The sequence below is a fragment of the Streptomyces sp. NPDC021019 genome (assembly GCF_044333295.1).
GTDB lineage: Bacteria > Actinomycetota > Actinomycetes > Streptomycetales > Streptomycetaceae > Streptomyces.
Genome location: NZ_JBIRQR010000009.1, coordinates 165,105 through 188,619, shown reverse-complemented (window position 1 = coordinate 188,619; position 23,515 = coordinate 165,105). Strand labels below are relative to the sequence as shown.

Genomic DNA, 23,515 nt, shown 5'->3' with positions numbered 1-23,515 from the left:
GGGGCCGGGCCGGACTGCGCGGGAGAACGCGAGAAGCGCCCCGCTCACGCGCCGGACGGCGTGAACGGGGCGCGGGCGGTGGTGCGCTCGCTGTGTCCTCGTCTACCCGCGTTCCCACAACGCGGGGACGTTCGGCGGCTCCCAGCCCGACATGGCCTGGTGCGCCTGCAGACAGCGGTAGGCGACCCCGCCGTACGTCACGCGGTCACCCGCGCGGTAGGAGGTGCCGGACGACCAGGTGCCGCCCGGCGGATCGGTGGGCGGATCGGTGGGCGGATCGGTCGGGCCGGGCGTCTGGGCGACGTCCAGCACGAAGTCGAAGGTGCCCTGCCGCCCGTTCCCGACAGTGCGGACGTTCATCAGCAGCTCGGGATCGAACAGCGCGTCGGTGTTGTTGCGCGGCTCGTTCGGGAAGTACAGCTGGGTGGTGAGGATGCGCCCGCCGGGCGCCTGCGCCTTCACGTGGATGTGCCGGGTACGGCCCGGGTAGAGGCCCGCCACGATGGTGGTGAGGCTGAACGACCCGTCCGCGCCGGTGAACTGATGCCCTCGGAAGGCGAACCGGGCCATGTCGTAGGACCCGTTGGTGTCGGCCTGCCAGAAGTCGAGCAGCGCCCCGGCGATGGGACGGCAGGCCCGGCCGAAGACGTAGCCGCTCACGGTGAGCGGTACGCCGGGGGTGCTCGGGGTCACCAGGCTGGTGCGGCGCGGCGAGTTGGGCTTGAAGTACGGCCCCTCCATCTGCGGAGGCGTCGTGTCGTCGCCGTCGTCGCACTCCGGGGTCGGGGCCAGCGGCCCGTTCCCGGACGATGCGGCGTCCCGGGCGAGCGCGACGCCCCCTCCGGCGAGCAGGGGCGCGGCGCTCGCGACGAACGCGGCCTTCAGGAGACCTTTGCGGCTGATCCGCCGCCGGCCCCCGGACGTCTCGTCGGACGCGTTGGGCTCATGGGGGGTTGTGTTGTCCATTTGTGGGGTCATGACGGTTTCCTCGGAGTCCTCGGGGTTCCTCGGCGCGGGGAGGCGGGAGGCGGGAGGTTCAGGAGGTTCGGTGGTGCCGGACCGGTCCCGGGGTGGTCGGACCCGGGACCGGTTCCGGGGTGGTCAGACCCGCTGCCAGAGCGCCGGGACGGCCGCGGGGGTCCAGCCGGGCTGGGCCGTGTGTCCCTGGAGGCAGCGGTAGGTGGCTCCGCCGTACGTCACCGTGGCGCCGGCGGCGTACGCGGTGCCGGCCGCCCAGGTGCCGCCCGGCGGGTCGGTGGGCGGGTCGGTCGGCGGGTCGGTCGGCGGGTCCGTCGGCCCGCCGCTGGTGACCAGGGTCAGCCCGTACGTCTGGAGCAGCGGGTTGATGGGCTGGAAGTACGTCGTACCGCCGGAGGAGCAGTTGCCCGAGCCGCCGGAGGTGACGCCCTGCGCCTGGCTGCCGGAGATGTAGGAGCCGCCGGAGTCGCCCGGTTCGGCGCAGACGCTGGTGCGGGTCACCCCGGAGATGGTGCCCTCCGGGTAGGTGACGCTGGTGTTCAGCTGCTGGATGGTGCCGCAGTGCCAGCCCGTGGTGGAGCCGGAGCGGCAGACCGAGGCGCCGACGACGGACGCGGTGGAGCCGGCGACGGTGACGTCGCCCCGCCCGTAGCCGTTCACCAGCGGACGCGGCGTCCAGTTGGCGTTGGTGGCGACCCAGGCCATGTCCCGGCCCGGGAAGGTCGACCCCTGGAAGGAACCCTGGGCCTGCTGGTTGACGCCGTTGGTGGTGGTGCCGACGCGGCCGCAGTGGCCGGCGGTGGCGAAGCCGTTCTGGGTGCCGCGCTTCACCGAGAAGCCGACGGAACAGCGGCCGGAGCCGTTCATGTAGTACGCGTCGCCACCCCGGATGTCGGCGAGGGCGCGGGGCTGTTCGGCGGACCTGGCGACGGTGACGAGGCCGCTGTCGACCCCGGCCGCCTTGAGGAACGCCTGTCCTGCGGCGGTGCTGGCGGCGTTGACGACGACCCGGTTGGTCTCGACGTCGACGTACCAGACCGGCACGTTCTTGGGCGCCTTGTTCAGCGCGGCCTTGTCGAGGGTCTTCTTGACGGCTTCGAGCCGGTCCAGGCTGTGGCCGACGACCTCGGCGCGCGCTCCGGCGTCGGTGATCCGGGCGGCCTCGGAGGCGTCGGTGGTGGCGACGGTCAGGGTCGCCTTCGCCCCGCTGACCCGGGCTCCGGCGAAGCTGGCGCCGAGGGAGTTCTCCAGCCCGGCGGCGACGGCGGCGGCGCGGTACTCGTTGGCTATCCGGCTGCGGGCGGCGTCCGCGTCGAGGCCGAGGTCGCGCTCCAGGGCGGCCAGCATGCCGGGTGACAGGCTGTCGGCGGAGACCGGCGGGGCGGCGGTGGCCGCGGGGTCGGCGGACGCCACGCCGGTCAGTCCGGCGAGGGCGAGCGCACCCACGGCCACCGTGGCGGTGCCGGCGGCGAGGGCGCGTCTGCGGAGCGTGGTTCTCTCCACGTCACTCTCCTTGGTTCTGGGGGTGTCCGGATCCGGTGGGGGTTGGTCCGGACCAGGGAATTGCCGAAACCGTAGCGGCGGCGACACCCGGCGCAGGAGATCCCGTTCACCCCCCTCCCTCCGCGTTATGGGGCCACGCGGCGCGCGCTTCGGCCCACCCGGCGGGCGGGTACGGCGCCGATTTCGCGGCCCTGCCGGGCGAAGCCGGATCGCGTCTCCCTTTCGGCGGGGCGCCCGGGTAGGTTCGGCCCCATGCACACAGGCCAACTTCTGGGCTCGGGACGCACCGCCGACGTGTACGCACTCGACGGCTCCTGGGTCCTTCTCCGTTACCGGGACCGCACCGACATCACGGAGCAGCTGGCCGTGATGAGTTACGTCGGCGCCTTCGGCTTCCCGGTGCCGCGCATCGGTCCGCCCGCCGAAGGGGCCCGCCCCACGGACCTGGTGCTCCAGCGGCTGACCGGCCCGACCCTGGCCGAGGCCCTGCGGGCGGGGCGATTGGGGGCGGCCGAGGCGGGGGCGCTGCTCGCCCGGCTGCTGCGCGAGCTCCACGCCATACCGCCCCGGGTCTCGGCCGACCCGGAGGACTGCGTGCTCCACCTGGATCTGCGTCCGGAGAACGTGATGCTGACGGAGGGGGGCGCGGTGGTGATCGACTGGTCCACAGCGGCGGAGGGCCCGCCCGGCCTCGACCGGGCGATGTCGGCGCTGGCCCTGGCCCGGATCGCCGTCGACCCGGAGTTCCCCGGCGGGGCGGCCGTCCGGCCCGTGCTGACGGCGCTCCTGGCGGAACTCTCCGACGACGGCGGCGCGTCGGCCGCCGATCTGTCCCTCGCCCGCGCCCGCCAGCGGGCGAACCCGCATCTGACCAACCCCGAACGGGCCCGCCTGGACCGGGCGGTGGACCTGGTGCTGGGCTGCGCCCCGTAAGGTCCGGGCGCCCCCGGCGGAATCCGGCGCCTGCGGAGGGATGCAAGCGCCTCCGGGGGATTCCAGCCCTTCCGGCGCTTGAGGATCGGGGGCCGGGGGCCGGGCCCCCGATCAGCCCGGGGTCAGCGCCGCCCGCGCTTCGCGTCGCGCACGCGCCGCAGCCGGTTCACCGTGACCGGGTCCTCGCGCAGCGCCCGCGCGTCGTCGATCAGCGCGTTCAGCAGCTGGTAGTAACGGACCGGCGAGATTCCGAGCTCTTCACGGATCGCCCGCTCCTTCGCCCCGGGCCCCGCCCAGGGCCGCCGCTCCAGGGCCAGGAGCGCCCGGTCCCGTGCGGACAGTCCGCCGGCGTCGGGGGCGGGCTCGGCCCGGGGGGCGCGGTGCTCGTGGTCGGGGGCGGTCATGTCGACCAACCTAACGCCCACCCCCGACACCGCGGCCGCGGCCGCTACTCGGCGGCCTCCGCCTGTGACGCCTCGGTGGCGAGCTCACCGAGGATGCTCTCGGGGTTACTGCCCGGCGCGACCGCACTGCCGATCTTCTTCTTGATCCCGTCGCTGACCGTGGCCCAGGACGTCTTGCTGTAGGGGATGAGCGTCGAGTTCGGCAGGGCCGCCAGGAACGGGCGCAGTTTCTTGTGCTTCTTGTCGGTCTCCATCGCGGCGGAGGCGCTGCCGGTCACCGGGAGCAGGTCGTAACTCTCGGCGAACTCCAGCACGTTCTCGTCGGAGTAGGCGTAGTCGAGGAACTTGCCTATCTCCTGGCGGTGGCCGTTCTCCTTGAAGCCCATCATCCAGTCGGCCACGCCCATGGAGCCCTTGGTCGGGCCGTCGAAGCCGGGCAGCGGCACCATGCCGACCTTGATGCCCTTGGCCTCGGCCTTGTCCATCAGGGTGGGGTGGCCGTTGAGCATGCCGACATCGCCGTCGGCGAACGCCTCGAAGGCCTTCGCCCGGTCCAGCTTGCTCGGCTCGACCGGTCCGGTGAGGCCCTCGCCGACGAGGTTGTCCCGCAGCCAGCGGAACGTGGCGACGTTCTGGGCCGAGTCGAGGTCGTACGCGCCGACGTCGTCCGTGTAGCCGCCGCCACCGCTGAGAAGCCACATCAGGGTCTCGGCCTGGGCCTCCTCCTGGCCGAGCGGCAGAGCGAAGGGGTAGTCCACGCCCTTCGCCTTGAGCGCGGCGGCGTCGCTCCGGATGTCGTCCCAGGTCTCGGGGGCGCCCAGATCCGCCTGGTCGAAGAGCTTCTCGTTGTAGAAGAGCAGCCGGGTACTGGCGACGAAGGGCAGGCCGTACAGCGTGCCGTCGATCTTGCCCGCGTCGGCGAGCCGCGGCAGGAAGTTCGCCGTGGTGCGGATCGCGAGCGTCTCGTCGGCGGTGTAGAGCTTGCCCGCCTTGGCGTAGTCCGCGTACGCGCCGATCTGAGCGATGTCCGGGGCGTTGCCGGCCTTGACCATCGCGGCGACCTCGCGGTCGACGTCCTTCCAGTGGAGAACGGTGACGTCGACCTTGATGCCGGGGTGCTCCTTCTCGAAGCCCGCCGCGACTCCGCTCCAGTACTTCTCGGAGCTGTTCTCCGGGCTGGTGCCGTAGTCGGCGGCGACCAGCTTGAGCGTGACGTCGCCCTTGCCGCCGTCACCGCCGCAGCCCGCCAACGTCGCCGTCATTGCCAACGCGGCCACCGCCGCGGTCAGACCCACAAAGCGCCGCTGCACTGCCTCGCCCATCCTCGTTGATCACCTGGCTCACGGACGGCGCGCACGGCACCGGCCCCCGGCCTCCGTTCGGCCGCGGCAGCGCCGCCCCTGTCCTGGGCGCCGTCCGGATGAACTGCGATTTTCCCCCATTGGCGACGCGGAGGTCTACACCACCGGCGTATCGCTTCGGCAACGTATACGGGGCTCGGCGGCCACAACTGGCGTACGCGTACTGGCAGTCGGGGGCCTTGGCCCGTATCTTGGTCCAGACCTTTGGGCCGATTCCCCCCGGTCCGGGTTGCCCATGAGTGACTTTCCGGTAGAAAAAGACCGGTCTTCACTCCTTCATCATTTTGTATGGGTGCGCAACAAACCTCGCTAGTGGACTAGACCTTTTGGGGGTCGACGGGCGAAACTGTCTCCCGTGAGACATGTCATCGCCCTCGATGTGGGCGGCACCGGAATGAAGGCCGCACTGGTCGGGACCGACGGCACCCTCCTCCACGAGGCGCGGCGAGCCACCGGCCGGGAGCGCGGCGCCGACGCGGTCGTCGAGACCATCCTCGGGTTCGCGGCGGACCTGCGGGCCCACGGCGAGGAGCACCTCGGCGAGAGCGCCGTCGCCGCCGGGGTCGCCGTGCCCGGCATCGTCGACGCCGAGAAGGGCATCGCGGTGTACTCCGCGAACCTGGGCTGGCGCGACGTACCGCTGCGCGCCCTCCTGGGCGAGCGCCTCGGCGTCCCCGTCGCCCTCGGCCACGACGTCCGCACCGGCGGGCTCGCCGAGGGCCGGATCGGGGCCGGGCGGGGCGCGGACCGCTTCCTCTTCGTCCCGCTGGGCACCGGGATCGCCGGGGCCATCGGCATCGCGGGGACCATCGAGGCGGGCGCCCACGGGGACGCGGGCGAGATCGGCCACATCGTGGTCCGCCCGGACGGCCCCGACTGCAGCTGCGGCCAGCGCGGCTGTCTGGAGACGCTGGCCTCGGCCGCCGCCGTGACCCGGGCCTGGGCCGCCGCCTCCGGGGACCCCGGGGCGGACGCCGCGGACTGCGCGAAGGCCGTCGAGGCCGGCGACCCCGCGGCGGTCCGGGTCTGGCAGAACGCGGTCGACGCGCTCGCCGCCGGCCTCGTCACCGCGCTCACCCTCCTCGACCCGGGCACCCTCATCATCGGTGGCGGACTCGCCGAAGCCGGGGAAACCTTGTTCACACCACTGCGTGCGGCCGTCGAGGAACGCGTCACGTTCCAGAGACTGCCCCACATCGTCCCGGCGGCCCTCGGGGACACCGCCGGATGCCTGGGCGCGGGGCTGCTCGCCTGGGATCTACTCTCCACGGAGGTTTCCGCCTGATGGCCGGACGCGCAGCAGACAGCACCGTTCTCGCCGGCGCCCGGGTGGTGCTCCCCACCGGCACCGTCGAGGACGGCCGGGTGACCGTCGAGGGCTCCCGGATCTCCGGTTCCGCACCGGAGGGCGCCCGGACCATCGACCTCAGCGGCCACTGGGTGGTCCCCGGTTTCGTGGACATGCACAACCACGGCGGCGGCGGGGCCTCCTTCACCTCCGGCACCGTCGACGAGGTCCTCACCGGCATCCGTACGCACCGTGAGCACGGCACCACCACGATGGTCGCCTCCACGGTCACCGGCGAGATGGACTTCCTCTCCCGGCGCGCGGGCGTCCTGTCCGAGCTGGTCGAGCAGGGCGACCTGGCCGGGATCCACTTCGAGGGCCCCTTCATCTCCCCGTGCCGCAAGGGCGCCCACAGCGAGGAGCTGCTGCGCGACCCGGACCCGGCCGACGTCCGCAAACTGCTGGACGCCGCGCGCGGCACCGCCCGGATGTTCACCCTCGCCACCGAGCTGCCCGGCGGCATCGACTCCGTACGGCTGCTCGCCGAGCACGGGGTCATCGCCGCGATCGGCCACACGGACGCGACGTACGAACAGACCGTCGAGGCCATCGAGGCGGGCGCGACCGTCGCCACGCACCTGTTCAACGCGATGCCGCCGCTCGCCCACCGCGACCCCGGTCCGATCGCCGCCCTCCTGGAGGACGACCGGATCACCGTCGAGCTGATCAACGACGGCACGCATCTGCACCCGGCCGTCCTGGAGCTGGCCTACCGCCACAAGGGCGCGGGCCGCGTCGCGCTGATCACCGACGCGATGGACGCCGCCGGCTTCGGCGACGGGGAGTACCAGCTCGGCCCGCTCGCGGTCGAGGTCACCGACGGGGTGGCCCGGCTGGTGGACGGCGGCTCGATCGCCGGCTCCACGCTCACCCTGGACACCGCGTTCCGGCGGGCCGTCACCCTCGACGCCATCCCCGTCGAGGACGTCGTCCGGTCCATCTCCGCCAACCCCGCCCGGCTGCTCGGCATCCACGACCGGGTCGGCTCGCTGGAGGCGGGCAAGGACGCCGACCTGGTCGTCCTCGACGAGGACTTCGTCCTCAAGGGCGTCATGCGCCGGGGCGAGTGGATCATCGAGCCGAAGACCGCGTAGCCCACGCGGTGAGCACGTAACGAAGCGATGGCGGTCGGACCGCGGGACTGGGCCGACCGCCATCGCTTTGACATGATCACCAGATGAGCACGCCGCGGACGAACGCGCGCGCCGTTGGGTCCATGCACCGAAGGAGGGGCCGGCCGAGGTGATCCTGACCGTCACTCTGAACACCGCGCTCGACGTGACGTACACCGTCGACGCGCTCGTCCCGCACCGCAGCCACCGGGTCGGCGAGGTCACCGAACGCCCCGGCGGCAAGGGCCTCAACGTCGCCCGGGTCCTCGGCGCGCTGGGCCACGACTGCGTCGTCACCGGTTTCGTCGGAGGCCCGACCGGGGACGTCCTGCGCTCCCTGCTGGCCCCGCTCCCGCCGCGCGACGCCCTCGTGCCCGTCGCCGGGAACACCCGCCGCACCCTGGCGGTCACCGACCGCTCGACCGGCGACACCACCCAGCTCAACGAACCCGGACCGCAGGTGAGCCCCGCCGAATGGGCCGCCTTCCTGCGGACGTACGAGGAGCTGCTCGCCGGAGCCGACGCCGTCGCGCTCTGCGGCAGCCTGCCGCCCGGCATCCATGTCGGGGCCTACGCGGAGCTGGTCCGGACCGCCCGCGCCGCCGCCGTGCCCGTGCTCCTGGACACCAGCGGAGAACCGCTGCGCCGGGGCATCGCCGCCCGCCCCGACCTGGTCAAGCCGAACGCCGAGGAGCTGGCCCGGCTGACCGGCTCCCGCGAACCGTTGCGCGCCGCCCGCGACGCCCGCCGCCGCGGGGCCCAGTCCGTGATCGCGTCCCTGGGCCCGGAGGGCGTGCTCGCCCTCACCCCGGACGGCGTCTGGCGGGCCGCCCCGCCCGCCCCCGTGCGCGGCAACCCGACCGGGGCGGGCGACTCCGCGGTGGCCGGACTGCTGTCCGCCCTGACCGAGGGCCTCGACTGGCCGGATCGCCTCGCCCGGGCGGTGGCCCTGTCGACGGCGACCGTGCTGGCCCCGACGGCCGGCGAGTTCGACGCGGCGGCCTACGCGGAGCTGCTGCCCCGCGTCACGGTGGAGCCGCACACGCCGACGCCCTGACCACCTCGGGGGCGGTCAGGGCGTCGGCCGTGCGTCAGCCGTTCTTCTTGATGTGGCCCGACTTCAGCTCCAGCTGGTCGAGATTGGCGTCGCACTGATCGCCCGTCTCGCACGACAGCTTGAGGGTGTTGGAGCCCTTGTCGAGCTGGACGTACGCGTACGTGTTCGTCCAGCCCTTCTCCAGATCGCCCTCGGGGGCCTGCGCGAAGTTCTCCATGTTGATGGAGCGGGGCTCCTGCGCGTTGACCGTCAGGGTCGTCTTCGCGTCCTTGCCGGGCACGCCGTACGTCACGTACAGGGTGTACGCGCCGGCCTCGGGAACCTCGACCGTCCAGGTGGCCGACCGGCCGACCTCGTTCAGGTTGATGTAGTTGCCGTTGGCGCCCTTGGCGCCCTTGACCGTGGAGTCCAGGGCCGCCGTGCCGCCCAGCGTCAGCGTCGCCGCGTCCTGCTTCGGCAGCTCGACCGGCTTCGGCTTCTCCTTGGGCTTCTTCTCCGGCTTCTTCGACTCCTCGACCTCGCCGGCGGGGCCCTGCGAGGTGGACGCCTCGTCCTTCTTGTCGTCCTTGTCGCCGTCGTCGCCCGTGAGCAGGGCGGCGCCGATGCCGATGACGACGACCGCGACCACGGCGACGGCCCCGATCAGGAGCGCCTTGGTGTTCGGGCCGCCCCGGCCCGGACCACCGCCACGGCCTCCCTGCGCCGGAGGCTGCCCGCCCGGCCCGCCGCCCGGGTAGGTCTCGGGGGCCGCGTACTGCGGGTTCGGCCGGTTGTACTGCTGCGGGGGCTGCTGGCCGTAGCTCTGCTGGGGCGGGTAGCCGTACCCGCCCTGCTGCTGGGGCGCCTGCTGCTGGCCGTACTGGCGCTCGCCGACGGCCCGCACCTGGTTGTAGGACGTTCTGGGCACGCCCGGCTGCGCGGCCGGCCCCGGGTAGCCGTAGCCGCCCTGGCCGGGCGGCTGGGCGCCTGCCGCCTGTCCGTCCGCGTACAGATAGCCGAACGGATCGTCGTCCTCGGGCTTGCTCGCGCCGTTGTTTCCGGCCGTCATCCCTGGGTCACTCCTCACCATGTCGCCAGCCGTCGCCGACCGGCCGAGCCTACCTCGAACGGAGCAGGCCCCGAATTGTGCTCAGTGACCCGGACGGCCGCCGGGGAACGGGTACGGGGTAGGGGGAGAAACGGGCCGTGAACGTCATCCGGCCCTGCGGTGAACCTTCGACCGGGACCGCTTTTCCACGTACATCCGCTGGTCGGCGGAGCGCAGGACCTCTTCTACGGTCATGCCGCACTCGGCCCACCCGATGCCGAAACTCGCCCCGACCCGGACCGCGCGACCGTCGACCCTTATGGGCGGAATGATGGCATTTCTCAGGCGAACGGCCAGGTCAGCGGCGTCCGCCGCTCCGAGCCCGTCGGCGAGAACGACGAATTCGTCACCCCCGAGCCGGGCGACGGTGTCACCGTCCCGCACACAGGTGCTCAGCCGCCGGGAGACCTCGATGAGCACGGCGTCGCCGGTGTGGTGTCCGAAGCGGTCGTTGATGGACTTGAAGCCGTCGAGGTCGCAGAAGAGGACCGCGAGGCCCTTCGTCCCGTCGTCGTGCTCCGGATCGGGGGCCACGGTGTGCACATGGTGGTCGAAGGGGCCGCCGTCGGGAACCGCCTCGCCCTCGTAGCCGTCGGCCTGGTAGCCGTGGGTCAGGGACGACTCGACGTCCCCGTACGCCGCGTCCAGCGCCTCGATCGCGGTCGCGGCCGGGGAGTGCGGCCGCTCGCAGATCCGGGCGCTGAGCCGCGACTTCAGCTCGGCGCTGTTGGGCAGCCCGGTCAGCGCGTCGTGCGAGGCGCGGTGGGCGAGGTTCAGCTCGTGCCGCTTGCGCTCCTCTATGTCCTCGACATGGGTGAGCAGGAAGCGCGGCCCGTCGGCGGTGTCGGCGACGACCGAATTGCGCAGCGAGACCCAGAGATAGGTGCCGTCCCGGCGGCTCAGCCGCAGCTCGGCCCGGCCGCCCTCGGCGGAGGTGCGCAGCAGGGTGCCGATGTCCTCGGGATGGACCAGATCGGCGAAGGAGTAGCGGCGCATGACGGAGGCCGGGCGGCCGAGCAGCCGGCACAGGGCGTCGTTGGTGCGCAGCAGCCTGCCCTGCTGGTCGCCGCCCATCTCCGCGATGGCCATGCCGCTGGGCGCGTACTCGAAGGCCTGCCGGAAGGACTCCTCGCTGGCCCGCAGCGCCTGCTGCTCCCGCTCCAGGCGGACCAGGGCGCGCTGCATGTTGGCCCGCAGGCGGGCGTTGCTGATCGCGATGGCGGCCTGGGAGGCGTACATCTGGAGCGCCTCGCGCCCCCAGGCTCCGGGGCGTCGCCCGTTGCGCGGCCGGTCGACGGATATGACCCCGAGGAGGTCACGGCCGCCCGCGGCGGCGTACATCGGGGCGTAGAGCCGGTCCAGCGGGTGCCACTCGTCCTCGAACCGGGGTTCGGGCCCCTCGGTGTGCCACTGGGGTACGTCGTCGTCGAGGAGGACCCAGCCCTCGGTGTGCGGGATGAAGCGGAGGCTGTCCCAGGCCTCGCCCATGGAGAGCCGGCGTTCCCAGGAGGCGCGGGAGCCGACGCGCCCGGTGATCAGGGCCTCGGCCGCGGCGTTGCCCGCGAAGGCGGCGATGACGAGGTCGCCGTCCGGCCGGACCAGGTTCACGCAGCCCAGCTCGTAGCCGAGGCCCGCGACGATTCCGTCGGCCACGGTCTGCAGCGTGTCCGCCAGACTCCGTGCCGTATTGAGATCAGCGACGGCCTGATGCAGCTGCCGCATGGTCGCAAGGCGGACGTACGGTTCCGACTCGGCCTCCATCGCTCGCACTCCCCGAGACCTCGACAGCAACTCCAGGTTTCATATCGACGTACTTGTTGCAGTGTCACGGCCACTGAATCACAGTGAGCTGTGCAGCCGGTACACAGGGTCAGCAGAAAATGGACTCTGTGACTCAAGTCACAACAGATGACCGGGTGGAGACGGTGACGCACCGTGGCCTTCCTCGTTCGGAGCGAAGCCGGAAGAGCCGGCTCCTGCCGCGTGTGGGGCCGGAGGGGCCGGTTCCCGTCGTGTGCGCCCGTGGGTCGCACCGCTCGTGCGCCCGCACACGGGACGCTTCCGGGGTCCTAGGACCGACCTGGTCCCCTGGCCCGATGCGACCGCCGGGCTCCCCCGGTTAGCGTCGGGGTGTGCTCCAGACGAAGCCCCCCACCCCGCGCCCCGAGACCGTCCCCCATGCTGAGGGAGTGAGCAACGACGAGTTCCGTGCCGCCCTCGCGCGGCTGGCCGCCGGGGTGGTGCTGGTCACCGCCCAGGAGCCGCCCCTCGACGAGGACGGCCGGGGCGAGGACGTGGGCATGACGGCGACCGCCTTCATGTCCGTGTCCCTGGACCCGCCCCTGGTGATGGTGAGCCTGCGCAACGGCTCCCGGATGGACGACCTGCTGGACGAGCAGCCCCTGTGGGCGGTCTCCGTCCTCGCCGCGAGCCAGCGGCACGTCGCGGGGCGGTTCGCCATGAAGGGCCGGATCAGCGACCGGCTGCTGTTCGAGGACGTCCCGTACGTACGGGGCGAGGTCACGCACGCGCCGCTGATCGGCGGGGCGCTGGCGACGCTGGAGTGCCGCACCGAGCAGCGCGTGGTGGCCGGGGACCACACCCTGGTGATCGGACGGGTGCTCACGGCGGTGCTGCCGAGCCCGGAGGGCGACCCGCTGGCGTACTTCAAGGGCCGCTACCGCCAGTTGGGCTGACGGGACAGGGCCCCGCCCCGGATTCGCGTCGGAGTCACCCGTTCACGTCGCGGTCACCAGTCGCGGCCCGAGCGCCCGCGCTTGGTGTCGCCGCGCTGCTTCTTCTCCCGCAGCCTGCGCTCGTTGATCCCGCGCGGGACCTTCCGCTTGATCCGGGGCTTGGGCGGCGGCGCCGTGGCCTCCGCGAGGAGTGCGGCGAGCCGGGCGCCGGCCGTCTCGCGGTTGCGCCACTGGGAGCGGTGCTCGGAGGCCCGTACGGAGATCACCCCGTCCACCAGCCTGCTCGCGAGCCGCTCCAGCGCCCGCGCCTTCCACACCTCGGGGAGCGCGTCGGTCGCCGCCAGGTCGAAGCGCAGCTCCACCTGGGAGTCGCTGGTGTTGACGTGCTGTCCTCCGGGCCCGGAGGACCGCGAGAAACGCCACATGAGCTCGGCCTCCGGGAGGGAGACCGAGCCGCGGATGACATAGGGCCCGGACATGACACCCATGGTCCCTTCCCCGCGCCCTGTTCGTCACCTTCTTTTGCCCACGGGGTCGCGCACCGGGGCCGCCCGGGATCGGGCACCGGGCCGCACGGTGTCCCCTGACCGGCTCCACTTCGGGACGAAGTTCGGCAAAGAAAGTAAAGCGACCAGGAACCTCGTGGTCTGCTGCTTGCGTTATGACGGGTGACGGTAGCTTTCGTGATGGCACGAAGCCCGCACACGACGAGGAAAGGGACTTCCCATGGCAGTAAGCCTGTCCAAGGGCGGCAACGTCTCGCTCACCAAGGAGGCACCGGGCCTTACCGCCGTCACGGTCGGCCTCGGCTGGGACGTCCGCACCACCACCGGCACCGACTTCGACCTCGACGCCTCGGCGATCGCGGTCAACCCGGCGGGGAAGGTCGTCTCGGACGGCCACTTCGTCTTCTTCAACAACAAGTCGACGCCGGACCAGACCATCGTGCACACCGGTGACAACGTCACGGGTGAGGGCGAGGGCGACGACGAGCAGATCAACGTCAACCTGGCGGGTCTGCCGGCCGACGTGGACAAGATCGTCTTCCCGGTCTCCATCTACGACGCCGAGAACCGCAGCCAGAACTTCGGCCAGGTCCGGAACGCGTTCATCCGCATCCTCAACCAGGCCGGCGGCGCCGAGATCGCCCGCTACGACCTGAGCGAGGACGCCGCCACCGAGACCGCCATGGTCTTCGGCGAGCTCTACCGCAACGGCGCCGAGTGGAAGTTCCGCGCGGTCGGCCAGGGGTACGCCTCCGGCCTGCGCGGCATCGCGCAGGACTTCGGCGTCAACCTCTGACCCGAGCGCACAACCGCTTCACCCGCTTCACCGGAGCCCCCGGCCCGCCTCCGCGGCCCGGGGGCTCCGGCGCGTGTGAGGGGCCGCCACACCGCCTGCCCCGTACGGCGGAGAGCCACCACTTCCCTGAATACCGGACAGCGCTGCTCCCCAGGCGTACAGCACGGACGGGTGCCTGTTCGGCGCGGACAGCGAGGAGCTGAAGGCGGTCTCGGCCACCTGGACCCGGGTCGACGTCACGTAGCGCGTCACGTCAGCGACCAGGGGAGCCGGTCAGCCCTCCACGGGCGGCCGGCTCCTGCCGTACAGCCAGGCGTCCCACAGTTCGGTGAGGTCACGCCCCGTCTCCTCCTCCACGTACGCGGTGAAGTCGTCGGTCGAGGCGTTGGCGTGCCGGTGCGCCTTCGTCCACCCCTTGACCAGGGCGAAGAACGCCCGGTCGTCGTCCAGGACGAGCCGGACGCGGTGCACGGCCATCGCTCCCCGCCCGTAGACCGGCGGCTCGGACAGCTCGGCGGCGGTCGGCGGATCGGCGGGCGGGAACGCCCAGTTCGCGTCGGACTCGTACGCCGCCTCGAAGCTCTCGGCGACCGGTACGTCCTCGTGGTCGGCGGCCCAGAGCCACTCCGCGTAGGTCGCGAAGCCCTCGTTCAGCCACATGTCCCGCCAGGTCGCGGGGGTGACGGAGTTCCCGAACCACTGGTGGGCCAGTTCGTGGACGAGGAGCGCGGTGTCCGGCGGCCCGGGGTAGACGGGACGGTTCTGGGTCTCCAGGGCGTAGGCAGAGTCGCCCGTCCGCTCGACGATCGCCCCGGCGGAGGCGAAGGGGTACGGGCCGAACTTCTCTGCCGACCACTTCAGCACGGCCGGAATCCGCGCCAGCACGTCCTCGCTCGCCGCCGCCGACTCCGGGTCCACGGCGGTGAACAGCCGGATGCCGTCGGGCGTCACCGACTCCTCGGTGACGAACCGCCCCACGGCGACGGTCGCCAGATAGCTCGCCATCGGTTCGGCGGTCCGCCAGCGGTAGGCGGTGCGCCCGTTCGCCGTACGCCGGGACACCGGCTCCCCGTTGGAGATCCCCGCGAGCCCTTCGGGGACGGTGATCGCGATGTCGTACGCGGCCTTGTCGCTCGGGTGGTGGTTGCCGGGGAACCAGGCCATGGAACCGGCCGGTTCACCGAGGGCGACCGCGCCGTCGGCCGTCCGCAGCCAGCCCTCCTTCGACCCGTCCGGGTCGGTGATCGTCTCCGGGGAGCCCGAGTAGCGCACCACGGCGGTGAACGTACGCCCCTTGCGCAGCCGGTCCTCGACGTCGGCCGCCGGACGCAGCGTCAGCTCCCTGCCCGCCCGGTTCACGGCGGCCGGGCGGCCCTCGACCGCGGCGCCGTCCACGTCGAGCCCGGCGAGGTCGAGGTGGAAGGCGCTCAGGTCCTGGGTGGCGCGGGCGGTGATCGTGGCGGTGCCGCGCAGACGGCCCCGGGCCGGGTCGACGTCGAGCTCCAGGCCGTAGTGGGTGACGTCGTAGCCGCCGTTGCCGAGCCCCGGGAAGTACGGGTCGCGCAGCCCGGCCGCGCCCGGGGTTCCCCGCACCCCGCCCGTACAGCCTCCGCCGAGGAGGACGAGGGCCAGGGCGAGCGGCGGGAGAAGGTGCGCGGTGCGCCGCCGGGCCGGGTGGGGGTGGTTCACCCGGTCGATCCTAGGTCTCGGGGCACCGGTTCCCGCGACCGGAAGGAGCCGCCCGTTCCGGGGGAGCCGGAGGAGTTGCCCACCTCGGGGAACCGGAAGGAGCCGCCCGCCTCGGGGGAAGAACGGGCGGCTCCGGTTCAGAGGATGACGATTCCGAGCGGCCGGTTGCCTGCCTCCAGGCGGACCGGCTCGTCGTTCCCGTCGTCCAGGTCGACGACCGTGACGCCGTTCCAGTACCCGTCGCGGGTGAAGCCGCCGGTCACGTACGCCGTGCGGCCGTCCTCCGACACCGCCACGTCCTCGTGCGGCCCGTCCAGCGGGACGACCCGTTCCTCGCCGTCGGGGGACCGGACGGTGAGCGAGGGGTCCCCGTCGTCCGACCCGATCGGGCCGGTGCCCACCACCAGGAGGGTGCCGTCGGGGGCGAGGACCGCGCCGTGCTGGTGGGTGTCGGCGGTCATCGGCTCGATGGTCACCCTTCCGGTGCGCGGGTCAAGGACCGCGAGCCGCTCCCCCTCGAACGGCAGCAGCAGCTTGCCGTCCTCGGGGCGCACGACGGCGTAGTGCGGCTTCAGCCAGGAGCCGAGCCCGCCCTCCGTGCCGTACGGGGCGACCTCCATGCGCCGGGTCTCCAGCGAGTCGGCGTCCACCGCCGTCACGTCGAAGGAGTCGTGACCGGTGGCGTACACCTCGCGGCCGTCCGGGGACACGTCCACGTCAAAGGGGCGCATGCCGACGGGCGCGGTGCCGGTGACCTCGCGGGTCGCGGTGTCGATGACCTCGACCGCGCCGTCGCCGCCGGGCACGTTGACGCCGACGTAGACGTGCTTCCCGTCCGGGGCCAGGGCGATGCCCATGCCGCCGCCCCGGTACTCACCGGTGGTGACCGGGCCGGACTCCGTCTCGTACGGGACGAGCGCGAGCCGGGTCCGCTCCCGGGTGTCGACGACCGCGACGCCCTCGGCGGTGGCGACCCAGGCCCGCCCGTCCTCGCCGACGACGAGGCCGTAGGGCGCGGTGCCGACCTTCACCGAGGCGATGGGGGCCCCGCCCTTCCCGGACCCGTCCTTCCCGGGGTCGACGAAGGTCACGGTGTCGCCGCCGAAGTCGGCGACGAGGAGGGTGCCGTCGGGGGTGCGGCCGGTGGGGGCGCGGGAGGGCTCGGGGGTCGCCGCGGTGCCGGCCGCGGCGGACGGGCTCCGGGTGCCCGGGGTGTCCGGGGCCGCCTCCGTCGGGCCGGCCGAGCACCCGGCGAGCAGGGCGGCCGCGACGAGCCCGGGGGCGAGGCGACGGGCGCGGGGGCCGGGCGCCCCGGTCACGCGGCGTCCCGCAGCAGGGCGGCCAGCTCGGCGAAACCGCGCCGCTCGGCGTGGGCGAGGGGCGTCACCCCGTCGCCGTCGGGCAGGTCCCGCGTCGCCCCGGCCGCGAGAAGCAGCTCCACGACCTGCTGGTGGGCGAGACCGCCGTCGCCGAGGATCACCGCCTCCAGCAGGGCGGTCCAGCCGAGCCGGTTGACGTGGTCGACGTCGATGTCGGTGACCCGCAGGACCTCCCGTACGTACGGGACATGGCCGCGTTCGCTCGCCGGGATGAGGGAGATGCCGCCGAACCGGTTGCGCAGGGTCGGATCCGGTCCGGCCGGGAGCAGTACGTGCAGCATCGCGACGCTGCCGGTGACGCCGGTGGCCAGCCACGGGCTCTCCTCGCGCCGGTCCTGGGCGTTCGGGTCCGCCCCGGCGGCCACGAGCAGCCGGGCCGCCTCGACGTGGTCGCCGTGGACGGCGAGGAGGAGGGGGGTGCGCACCTCCTCGTCGCGGACGTCGATCCGGGCGCCGCCCTCGATCGCGGTGCGCACACCTTCGGTGTCGCCGGTGCGTGCGGCGGTGAGCAGGTCGTGATCGAGGGCGTTCATGGGTGCTCCGTTCCCGGCTGTGCCTGTGCGTGTGCCTGTGCGGGTCGTGACTACCGGGCGAGGGCCGCGACGCCCGCCTGGGCGAACTTCTCGTCGAGGTCGCCGCTGGGCGCGCCGGCCACGCCGATGCCGGCCACCGGGGCACCCTTGACCTGCACCGGGGCACCGCCCCCGAGGAACAGGGTGCCAGGGATGTCCTTCAGGTTCGGTGCCTGCTCCAGACGCTTGACCAAGTCGGAGGTGGGGGCGTTCCAGGAGACGGCGGTGTACGCCTTCTTCACCGCGGACTCGGGGGACTGCGGGCCCGCGCCGTCGCCGCGCAGGGAGACGATGGTGTTGCCGTTGCGGTCGACGACCGCGACGGAGATGCGCTGGTTCTCCTTCTTCGCCGCGTCCAGCGTGGCCTGCGCGGCCTTGGTGGCGGCGGCCACGGTCAGGTGCGTCGTCTGCTGGAGGTTCCGGTTGCTCGTGTCGGCCTTGACCGCGGCGGTGGGGGCGGCGGCCGGGGAGGAGGCGCTCGCGGACATCGCGCCGAACGTGCCGGCCCCGAGGGCGGCGACGACGACGGCGCCGGTGACGACACGGGTGCGCGGCGACAGCTTCTTCATGGTGGCTCCTTGGTGGTCCGGGGCGGCCCGGTGGTTCGGTGTGCGGGGCTGCCCGGAAGTGGTCCGGGCGTTTCGCTCTGGTATCGATCCTCGCGGCGGATCCGGCCCCGTACGGTCGACGTACCGGCTGGATGCGGCGCGCGGGTCGGCCGACGCCCCCGTCGGCCGATCGGTTGATGCGGGGGTGGGCGGATCGGGTCACCATGGAAGATCCGCGCAGGTCAGCAGGGTCTCAGCGGGCGGGTTCGGGCGAGACGGAACACGAGGTACGAGGTGAAGCACCGGAGCGATCCGCAGGCCCCGGTGGGGGCCGGATCCGCCGACGCCGACGCCGACGTCGGCTCCGGCTCCGGCTCCGGCTCCGCTCCCGGCCCGGGCCGGGAGCGGGGGCGGGGGCGGGGCCAGGGCCGGAGGCGGGGCCAGGGCTTGGGCGCTGCCTCTGGCTCGGATTCCGGCTGGGATTCCGGCGCTGCCCCCGTGCCGGGCTCCGGACCGGGCTCCGGCTCGGGCTCCGGCTCGGGCTCCGGCTCGGGCACGAGCCCCGGCCCCGGTCCGGGGCCCGGGGCCGACCCCGACGCCCGCTGGCTCGCGCTGCTCATGCACGCCGCGTTCTTCCTGCTGCTCGGCGCCTCGCTGACCCGGTTCCTGATGCGGCACCCCGGGGAGGCCCGTACCCCGTGGATCATCGCCCTGTCGGTCACCCTGGCGGTGCTGTACCTCCTGGGACCCGTCCTGGGTTCGCGCCCCACGCCGCGGCGGCTCGCCTGGCTCGGCGTGCTCGTCCTCGTCTGGATGGTGTTGGTCGTCCTCGCGCCGAGCTTCGCGTGGTGCGCGGTGCCGTTGTTCTACACCGGGTTGCGCATCCTGCCGCCGCGCGCGGCCCTCGCCCTGGTCGCTCTGCTCACCGCGTTCGTCGTGGCCGCGCAACTGCGGCTGGCCGAGGGGTTCGACCCGAATCTGGTCCTCGCCCCGCCCGCGGTCGCCGCCGTGGCGACCGCCGTCTTCGTCCATATGCAGCGCCAGGCGGTACGTCAGCGGGAACTGGCCGGACGCCAGCGCGAGCTGATCGACGACCTGCTGCGCACCCGGCGCGAACTGGCCGCCACCGAGCGGCGCGAGGGGACCCTCGCCGAGCGCCAGCGGCTCTCCATGGAGATCCACGACACCCTGGCGCAGGGCCTGTCCAGTCAGCAGATGCTGCTCCAGGCGGCCGACCGCACCTGGAGCGCCGACCCGGACGCGGCCCGCCGCCACGTCCGCACGGCCACCGGCATCGCGGAACGCAACCTCATCGAGGCCCGCCGCTTCGTCCACGACCTGGCCCCGGCCGACCTGGCGCAGGGCGGCGGCCTGGAGGCGGCCCTGCACACGCTGGCGGCGCGCGAGAGCGCCCAGGCGGAGGGCGCGATCACCGTCCACTGCCATGTGGAGGGCGCCCCGGGCGCCCCGCTGCCGGACCGGGTGCAGTCGGCCCTGCTCCGCATCGCCCAAGGGGCCCTGGCCAATGTGCGGGAGCACTCCGGGGCCACCGCCGCCGGGCTGACGCTGACCCACCTCGACGACCGGGTGGTCCTCGACATCGGCGACAACGGCCGCGGCTTCACCGTGGGGCCCGGGCCCGTCCGCGACCCCGCCACCGTGCGCGGCCACGGGCTCCCCGCCATCCGGGCCCGCGTGCACCAGCTCGGCGGAACGCTCACCATCGAGTCGGCCCCGGGCGAGGGCACGGTCCTCTCGGCCGCGATCCCGCTCGCGCCCGTCCCCCTCACCGCCCCGGAGGACCCCGCATGACCGGCCAAGGCCCGCAGACACCCCCCGTACGCATCCTGCTCTGCGACGACCACGTGGTCGTCCGCGCCGGACTGCTCGCCCTCCTGGGGAGCGAACCGGACATCGAGGTCGTCGGCGAGGCCGGCAGCGGCGAGGAGGCCGTGGTGCTCGCTGCCCGGCTCACCCCGGACGTCGTCCTCATGGACCTCCAGCTCGGCGAGGGCATCGACGGCGTCGAGGCGACCCGCCGCATCTCGGCCGACGGCACGGTCCACGTCCTCGTGCTGACCACGTACGACACGGACGCCGACATCACCCGGGCCATCGAGGCGGGGGCGACCGGCTATCTGCTGAAGGCGGAGCGCCCCGAGGAGCTGTTCGCCGCGATCCGGTCCGCCGCCCAGGGCCGCACCACGCTCTCGGCCCCCGTCGCCAGCCGGGTCATGGCCCGGATGCGCAGCCCCCGCCCGGGCCTGACCGACCGTGAACGCGACATCCTGGCCCAGCTCTCCCAGGGCCTCGGCAACCGCGACATCGCCCGCGCCCTGTTCATCAGCGAGGCCACGGTCAAGACCCATCTGGGCCGGATCTACGACAAGCTCGGCGTCGACACGCGTGCGGGCGCGGTGTCGGTGGCGAAGGAGCAGCGCCTGCTGCCGTGAGCCGCGGCGCGAAGAGGCACGAAGCCCGCGTGATCCGCCCGATCCGCCTGATCCGCCTGATCCGCCTGATCCGCTGGACGGTAGCGCGGCACAGCGGGACCGGGTGGCTCAGGAACTTTCGTCCAAGACAAGCGCGCCGGAGTCGGCAACGGTAGGGGCATGCACAGAAACCACGTGGGTCCCGCGCCTCGGGAGCACGGTTCCGAGCAGGGCTGGGAGGTCGCCCCCTTCCTCGGCAGCACGGCGCTCGACGGGGTCCGGCTGGCCGGTTTCCGTGACCGTGCCTCCATCGGGCTGGACATGCAGGTGCTCCCCCAGCCCGTCGTGGTCGTCGTCATCGGGGTCGGGGACGCCTCCCTCACGGTGGAGAGTGCCGCGGCGCGTCGGCCGCTGAGGAGCTTCGTCGCCTCGCTGTCGCCCGGCCCGGCCCGGGTCCGGGGCGAGCACGTCGAGTGCGTCGAGGTCTGTCTGCCGCCCCTGGCCGCCCATGCGGTACTGGGCGTCTCGCCGCGCGAGCTGGACGGGTCGGTCAGCGGTCTGGAAGACCTGTGGGGGCGGCACGCCCGCTACCTCCGCGAGCAGTTGACCGACGCCACGACGTGGCAGGAACGCCTGGCGCTGACGGACGCGTTCCTCGCGAGGCGTGCTGCCGGCACACCGCCGGTGTCACCCGAGGTCGCCGCCGCCTGGGACACCATCGTGGCCCGCCGGGGCCGGGTACGGGTCGCCGGCCTCGCCGCGTCCTTCGGATGGAGCCGCAAGCGGCTGTGGTCCCGGTTCACCGACCAGATCGGGCTCACCCCCAAACGCGCCGCCATGCTGGTCCGCTTCGACCACGCCGCCCGGGCCCTCTGCGCGGGGGAAAGCGCCGACGCCGTGGCCGTCGCGTGCGGATACGCCGACCAGTCCCACCTTCACCGCGACGTCACGGCCCTGGCCGGGTGCACGCCGCGTGCCCTGGCCGGCAGGTCCACGTCCGCCGGCTGACCGTCGCGCCCAAGCCCACCACACTGCTCACCGCACACAGTCGAGAGGAAACACCCATGACGAACACCGATGTCACGGCAGCGGAGACGGCCGACCGCGATCTGGTCGTCCGACTCGCGTTCGGGAGCATGGCGGCGCAGGCCCTGCGCGCGGCGGCCCGGCTGAGGGTGGTGGAACTGCTGGGCGACGCGCCACGCCGGGCCGTCGAGGTGGCCGCAGACGCCGGAGCCGAACCCCGGCCCATGGAGCGGCTGCTGCGCGCCCTGACCGGGCTCGGCCTGCTGCGGGAGCCCGCCCCGGGAACCTTCTCGGTGACCCCCGCGGGGGCGCTGCTGCACCCCGGCCGCCCCGACTCGCTCGCCTCGTTCGTCAGGATGTTCACCGAGCCGACGATCGTCCGTGCCTGGGAGCACCTGGACGACAGCGTCCGCACCGGCGAGGTCGCGTTCGACGGCGTGTTCGGCACCGACTTCTTCAGCCACCTCGCCCAGCACCCCGAGCTGTCCGCCGAGTTCAACGCGGCGATGGGTCAAGCCTCCTCGGAGACCGCCGCCGCCCTGCCGGGCGCCTTCGACTTCGGCCGGTTCGCCTCGGTCACGGACGTCGGCGGGGGCGACGGGACCCTCCTGGCCGGTGTGCTGGCCGCCCACCCCGGCCTCACCGGTGTCGTCCTCGACACGGCGGAGGGCCTGGCCGGAACACCGGACACGATGGCGCGGCACGGACTGGAGGACCGGTGCTCCCTGATCGCCGGAGACTTCTTCCACTCGGTACCCAAAGGCTCGGATCTCTACCTGCTGAAGAGCGTCCTGCACGACTGGACGGACGACCAGGCGGTCACGATCCTGAGCCACTGCCGTCAGGTGCTGCCGCCCGGCGGCCTCGTCCTGATCGTGGAGCCCGTGCTTCCCGATGCGGTCGACGTCCGGGCCGACGTCAACGACGGCGGGGTCACCTACCTCAGCGACCTCAACATGCTGGTGAATGTGGGCGGCCGGGAACGCACCCGCGACGACTTCACGGAGGTGTGCCGCCGCGCGGGTCTGACCCTCACGTCGGTCACCCCGCTCGCGGAGGCCGCGCCGTTCGCCGTCATCGAGGCCGTGGCCGACTGACCTGCACCGAACAGCCCCCGGACACCGGACGTTGTCGACGTGTGCGCGGAGAGGGCATCTCCGGGACGAACCCGGCGATCAGATCTCCGCGAGCACCGCGTCGGCGGTCGTCGCCGTGACGGCGCGCTCGAACCACACATCGAGCACCGCGAGGTCCTTGCAGCCGGTGATCCGCTGCCGTGCTTCCTCCGGCACCGTGACACCGCGCACCGCGAGAATCCGCAGAATGTCCTCGGCCCTGCCTTCGACGCGGCCTTCCACGCGGCCTTCGTCGCGGAAGCTCTCGGCGACGAAGCCGCGGAAGTGACTGAGACCAGTGCCCATCAGGTTCCTCCAGATCTCACGGGCCGGGGTGGCTCCCAGACCCGCCTCGGTGAATTCGGCGAAGACCGCCGCGGCATCGGCGTCCGTGGCCCGGAGCGCCTCGGCAAGAGCTTCCAGTATGGCAGCGATGTCGTGATCGTTACTATGCGTGATCGCCGAGAAGACGGCCATCGGGATGTCGTCGGCCGCCCTGACGGCGTCCGTGACCACGGGAACGTTGTGCGGCCCGAGAACCAGGGGATGAGCGACCAGGCTGGGGTGCTTGTCCAGGCCGATAAGGATCGGCTCGGCTGCCCACTCCGCCGTCCCCTTGTCCCGGCAGACGACCAGGAGCACGCACGGGTAGCGGAACTTCGCGTAGAGGTGGGCGAGGTAGTACGCCCAGCTACTGCGCTTGTCCGGGTCCTTCTTGCCCTGGGCCTCGATCGCCAGCAACAGGGAGCCCCCGTCGGCCACATCAATGCGCAGCAGCGTGTCCACGTGCCGTTCGAGCGGTCTGAGCTCCGTGAGATCGGTGTCCATGAGCGACACCGCGACAGGTTCCGGAAAGGGGATGCCCAAGGTACGGAAGGCACTCGCGAACAAACCCGGATTCTCCTGGAAGATCCGATGATGAGCCTCATGAGGCGAACTGACCATATGCCGGAGACTAGAAAGCGATCGGCAT

22 protein-coding genes are annotated in these 23,515 nt (G+C 72.9%); 10 read left to right on the top strand and 12 right to left on the bottom strand.

The window, feature by feature from the left end; all coding sequences use genetic code 11:
* Positions 1 to 102 precede the first annotated feature (102 nt).
* Both ACH4RG_RS33620 and ACH4RG_RS33615 read right to left on the bottom strand, forming a co-directional pair.
* On the bottom strand, positions 103 to 966 hold the full coding sequence (locus tag ACH4RG_RS33620) for a carbohydrate-binding protein (protein WP_397925108.1): 864 nt from the start codon (positions 964 to 966) through the stop codon (positions 103 to 105).
* 135 nt (positions 967 to 1,101) lie between these two features.
* A complete protein-coding gene (locus tag ACH4RG_RS33615) occupies positions 1,102 to 2,481 on the bottom strand; it encodes an alpha-lytic protease prodomain-containing protein (protein ID WP_397925106.1) in 1,380 nt (459 codons plus the stop codon).
* Between the two features lie 252 nt (positions 2,482 to 2,733).
* Between ACH4RG_RS33615 and ACH4RG_RS33610 the strand changes: the two genes are divergently transcribed.
* The gene (locus ACH4RG_RS33610; protein ID WP_397925104.1) at positions 2,734 to 3,414 is read left to right on the top strand and encodes a phosphotransferase; all 681 of its coding nucleotides are present in this window, start codon (positions 2,734 to 2,736) and stop codon (positions 3,412 to 3,414) included.
* A 122-nt stretch (positions 3,415 to 3,536) separates the two neighbouring features.
* On the opposite strand, the gene ACH4RG_RS33605 is transcribed toward ACH4RG_RS33610, so the two are convergent.
* Both ACH4RG_RS33605 and ACH4RG_RS33600 read right to left on the bottom strand, forming a co-directional pair.
* Complete coding sequence (locus tag ACH4RG_RS33605; RefSeq protein ID WP_397925102.1) at positions 3,537 to 3,818, bottom strand: DUF3263 domain-containing protein; 282 nt, start codon at positions 3,816 to 3,818, stop codon at positions 3,537 to 3,539.
* A 44-nt stretch (positions 3,819 to 3,862) separates the two neighbouring features.
* On the bottom strand, positions 3,863 to 5,140 hold the full coding sequence (locus tag ACH4RG_RS33600) for an extracellular solute-binding protein (RefSeq protein WP_397925100.1): 1,278 nt from the start codon (positions 5,138 to 5,140) through the stop codon (positions 3,863 to 3,865).
* A 433-nt stretch (positions 5,141 to 5,573) separates the two neighbouring features.
* Between ACH4RG_RS33600 and ACH4RG_RS33595 the strand changes: the two genes are divergently transcribed.
* From ACH4RG_RS33595 to ACH4RG_RS33585, 3 genes are all read left to right on the top strand, one after another.
* Positions 5,574 to 6,464 (top strand): ROK family protein, encoded by an 891-nt coding sequence (locus ACH4RG_RS33595; RefSeq protein WP_397925238.1) that lies wholly within the window; start codon positions 5,574 to 5,576, stop codon positions 6,462 to 6,464.
* Positions 6,464 to 7,621: an N-acetylglucosamine-6-phosphate deacetylase gene (gene nagA / locus ACH4RG_RS33590; protein ID WP_397925098.1), complete on the top strand. Its 1,158-nt coding sequence runs from the start codon at positions 6,464 to 6,466 to the stop codon at positions 7,619 to 7,621. The genes ACH4RG_RS33595 and nagA overlap by 1 nt, the downstream gene beginning before the upstream one ends.
* A 148-nt stretch (positions 7,622 to 7,769) precedes the next feature.
* On the top strand, positions 7,770 to 8,696 hold the full coding sequence (locus ACH4RG_RS33585; RefSeq protein WP_397925096.1) for a 1-phosphofructokinase family hexose kinase: 927 nt from the start codon (positions 7,770 to 7,772) through the stop codon (positions 8,694 to 8,696).
* Between the two features lie 34 nt (positions 8,697 to 8,730).
* Here ACH4RG_RS33585 and ACH4RG_RS33580 read toward each other — a convergent pair whose 3' ends face one another.
* Both ACH4RG_RS33580 and cdgB read right to left on the bottom strand, forming a co-directional pair.
* Positions 8,731 to 9,744 carry a carbohydrate-binding protein gene (locus ACH4RG_RS33580; protein ID WP_398540704.1) on the bottom strand — a complete coding sequence of 338 codons (1,014 nt, stop codon included), beginning with the start codon at positions 9,742 to 9,744 and terminating at the stop codon, positions 8,731 to 8,733.
* Between the two features lie 144 nt (positions 9,745 to 9,888).
* Complete coding sequence (gene cdgB, locus ACH4RG_RS33575) at positions 9,889 to 11,544, bottom strand: diguanylate cyclase CdgB (protein WP_398540703.1); 1,656 nt, start codon at positions 11,542 to 11,544, stop codon at positions 9,889 to 9,891.
* 428 nt (positions 11,545 to 11,972) lie between these two features.
* Between cdgB and ACH4RG_RS33570 the strand changes: the two genes are divergently transcribed.
* Positions 11,973 to 12,479, top strand: coding sequence for a flavin reductase family protein (locus ACH4RG_RS33570; protein WP_397925090.1), 507 nt, complete (start codon positions 11,973 to 11,975; stop codon positions 12,477 to 12,479).
* Positions 12,480 to 12,532: 53 nt separating this feature from the next.
* Here the strand turns inward: ACH4RG_RS33570 and arfB are convergent, their stop codons facing one another.
* On the bottom strand, positions 12,533 to 12,967 hold the full coding sequence (gene arfB / locus ACH4RG_RS33565) for an alternative ribosome rescue aminoacyl-tRNA hydrolase ArfB (protein ID WP_397931281.1): 435 nt from the start codon (positions 12,965 to 12,967) through the stop codon (positions 12,533 to 12,535).
* Positions 12,968 to 13,205: 238 nt separating this feature from the next.
* Between arfB and ACH4RG_RS33560 the strand changes: the two genes are divergently transcribed.
* On the top strand, positions 13,206 to 13,781 hold the full coding sequence (locus ACH4RG_RS33560) for a TerD family protein (protein ID WP_018959769.1): 576 nt from the start codon (positions 13,206 to 13,208) through the stop codon (positions 13,779 to 13,781).
* 273 nt (positions 13,782 to 14,054) lie between these two features.
* On the opposite strand, the gene ACH4RG_RS33555 is transcribed toward ACH4RG_RS33560, so the two are convergent.
* The 4 genes from ACH4RG_RS33555 to ACH4RG_RS33540 form a co-directional block, all read right to left on the bottom strand.
* Positions 14,055 to 15,470, bottom strand: coding sequence for a M1 family metallopeptidase (locus ACH4RG_RS33555; RefSeq protein WP_398540702.1), 1,416 nt, complete (start codon positions 15,468 to 15,470; stop codon positions 14,055 to 14,057).
* A 137-nt stretch (positions 15,471 to 15,607) separates the two neighbouring features.
* Entirely contained in the window at positions 15,608 to 16,789 is a 1,182-nt protein-coding gene (locus ACH4RG_RS33550; protein WP_398540701.1) for a YncE family protein, read from the bottom strand.
* Complete coding sequence (locus tag ACH4RG_RS33545) at positions 16,786 to 17,382, bottom strand: ankyrin repeat domain-containing protein (protein WP_397931274.1); 597 nt, start codon at positions 17,380 to 17,382, stop codon at positions 16,786 to 16,788. The genes ACH4RG_RS33550 and ACH4RG_RS33545 overlap by 4 nt, the downstream gene beginning before the upstream one ends.
* Before the next feature lie 50 nt (positions 17,383 to 17,432).
* Complete coding sequence (locus ACH4RG_RS33540; RefSeq protein WP_397925080.1) at positions 17,433 to 17,990, bottom strand: heme-binding protein; 558 nt, start codon at positions 17,988 to 17,990, stop codon at positions 17,433 to 17,435.
* A gap of 273 nt (positions 17,991 to 18,263) precedes the next feature.
* On the opposite strand from ACH4RG_RS33540, the gene ACH4RG_RS33535 reads away from it, so the two are divergent.
* From ACH4RG_RS33535 to ACH4RG_RS33520, 4 genes are all read left to right on the top strand, one after another.
* Complete coding sequence (locus tag ACH4RG_RS33535; RefSeq protein WP_398540700.1) at positions 18,264 to 19,781, top strand: sensor histidine kinase; 1,518 nt, start codon at positions 18,264 to 18,266, stop codon at positions 19,779 to 19,781.
* Complete coding sequence (locus tag ACH4RG_RS33530) at positions 19,778 to 20,422, top strand: response regulator (protein ID WP_397931270.1); 645 nt, start codon at positions 19,778 to 19,780, stop codon at positions 20,420 to 20,422. Before ACH4RG_RS33535 ends, ACH4RG_RS33530 begins: the two co-directional genes overlap by 4 nt.
* A 159-nt stretch (positions 20,423 to 20,581) precedes the next feature.
* On the top strand, positions 20,582 to 21,409 hold the full coding sequence (locus ACH4RG_RS33525) for a helix-turn-helix domain-containing protein (protein WP_398540699.1): 828 nt from the start codon (positions 20,582 to 20,584) through the stop codon (positions 21,407 to 21,409).
* A gap of 56 nt (positions 21,410 to 21,465) precedes the next feature.
* Positions 21,466 to 22,524 (top strand): methyltransferase, encoded by a 1,059-nt coding sequence (locus ACH4RG_RS33520; protein WP_397931266.1) that lies wholly within the window; start codon positions 21,466 to 21,468, stop codon positions 22,522 to 22,524.
* 78 nt (positions 22,525 to 22,602) lie between these two features.
* On the opposite strand, the gene ACH4RG_RS33515 is transcribed toward ACH4RG_RS33520, so the two are convergent.
* The gene (locus ACH4RG_RS33515) at positions 22,603 to 23,487 is read right to left on the bottom strand and encodes a hypothetical protein (protein ID WP_397925070.1); all 885 of its coding nucleotides are present in this window, start codon (positions 23,485 to 23,487) and stop codon (positions 22,603 to 22,605) included.
* Positions 23,488 to 23,515 lie beyond the last annotated feature (28 nt).

What these genes read in the sequence shown, in the direction of transcription:
- ACH4RG_RS33620 (WP_397925108.1), bottom strand. Translation starts at nt 966, where the DNA reads ATGGACAACACAACCCCCCATGAGCCCAACGCGTCCGACGAGACGTCC.
- ACH4RG_RS33610 (WP_397925104.1), top strand. Translation starts at nt 2,734, where the DNA reads ATGCACACAGGCCAACTTCTGGGCTCGGGACGCACCGCCGACGTGTAC.
- ACH4RG_RS33605 (WP_397925102.1), bottom strand. Translation starts at nt 3,818, where the DNA reads ATGACCGCCCCCGACCACGAGCACCGCGCCCCCCGGGCCGAGCCCGCC.
- ACH4RG_RS33600 (WP_397925100.1), bottom strand. Translation starts at nt 5,140, where the DNA reads ATGGGCGAGGCAGTGCAGCGGCGCTTTGTGGGTCTGACCGCGGCGGTG.
- ACH4RG_RS33595 (WP_397925238.1), top strand. Translation starts at nt 5,574, where the DNA reads ATGAAGGCCGCACTGGTCGGGACCGACGGCACCCTCCTCCACGAGGCG.
- nagA (WP_397925098.1), top strand. Translation starts at nt 6,464, where the DNA reads ATGGCCGGACGCGCAGCAGACAGCACCGTTCTCGCCGGCGCCCGGGTG.
- ACH4RG_RS33580 (WP_398540704.1), bottom strand. Translation starts at nt 9,744, where the DNA reads ATGACGGCCGGAAACAACGGCGCGAGCAAGCCCGAGGACGACGATCCG.
- cdgB (WP_398540703.1), bottom strand. Translation starts at nt 11,544, where the DNA reads ATGGAGGCCGAGTCGGAACCGTACGTCCGCCTTGCGACCATGCGGCAG.
- arfB (WP_397931281.1), bottom strand. Translation starts at nt 12,967, where the DNA reads ATGGGTGTCATGTCCGGGCCCTATGTCATCCGCGGCTCGGTCTCCCTC.
- ACH4RG_RS33560 (WP_018959769.1), top strand. Translation starts at nt 13,206, where the DNA reads ATGGCAGTAAGCCTGTCCAAGGGCGGCAACGTCTCGCTCACCAAGGAG.
- ACH4RG_RS33545 (WP_397931274.1), bottom strand. Translation starts at nt 17,382, where the DNA reads ATGAACGCCCTCGATCACGACCTGCTCACCGCCGCACGCACCGGCGAC.
- ACH4RG_RS33540 (WP_397925080.1), bottom strand. Translation starts at nt 17,990, where the DNA reads ATGAAGAAGCTGTCGCCGCGCACCCGTGTCGTCACCGGCGCCGTCGTC.
- ACH4RG_RS33530 (WP_397931270.1), top strand. Translation starts at nt 19,778, where the DNA reads ATGACCGGCCAAGGCCCGCAGACACCCCCCGTACGCATCCTGCTCTGC.
- ACH4RG_RS33525 (WP_398540699.1), top strand. Translation starts at nt 20,582, where the DNA reads ATGCACAGAAACCACGTGGGTCCCGCGCCTCGGGAGCACGGTTCCGAG.
- ACH4RG_RS33520 (WP_397931266.1), top strand. Translation starts at nt 21,466, where the DNA reads ATGACGAACACCGATGTCACGGCAGCGGAGACGGCCGACCGCGATCTG.
- ACH4RG_RS33515 (WP_397925070.1), bottom strand. Translation starts at nt 23,487, where the DNA reads ATGGTCAGTTCGCCTCATGAGGCTCATCATCGGATCTTCCAGGAGAAT.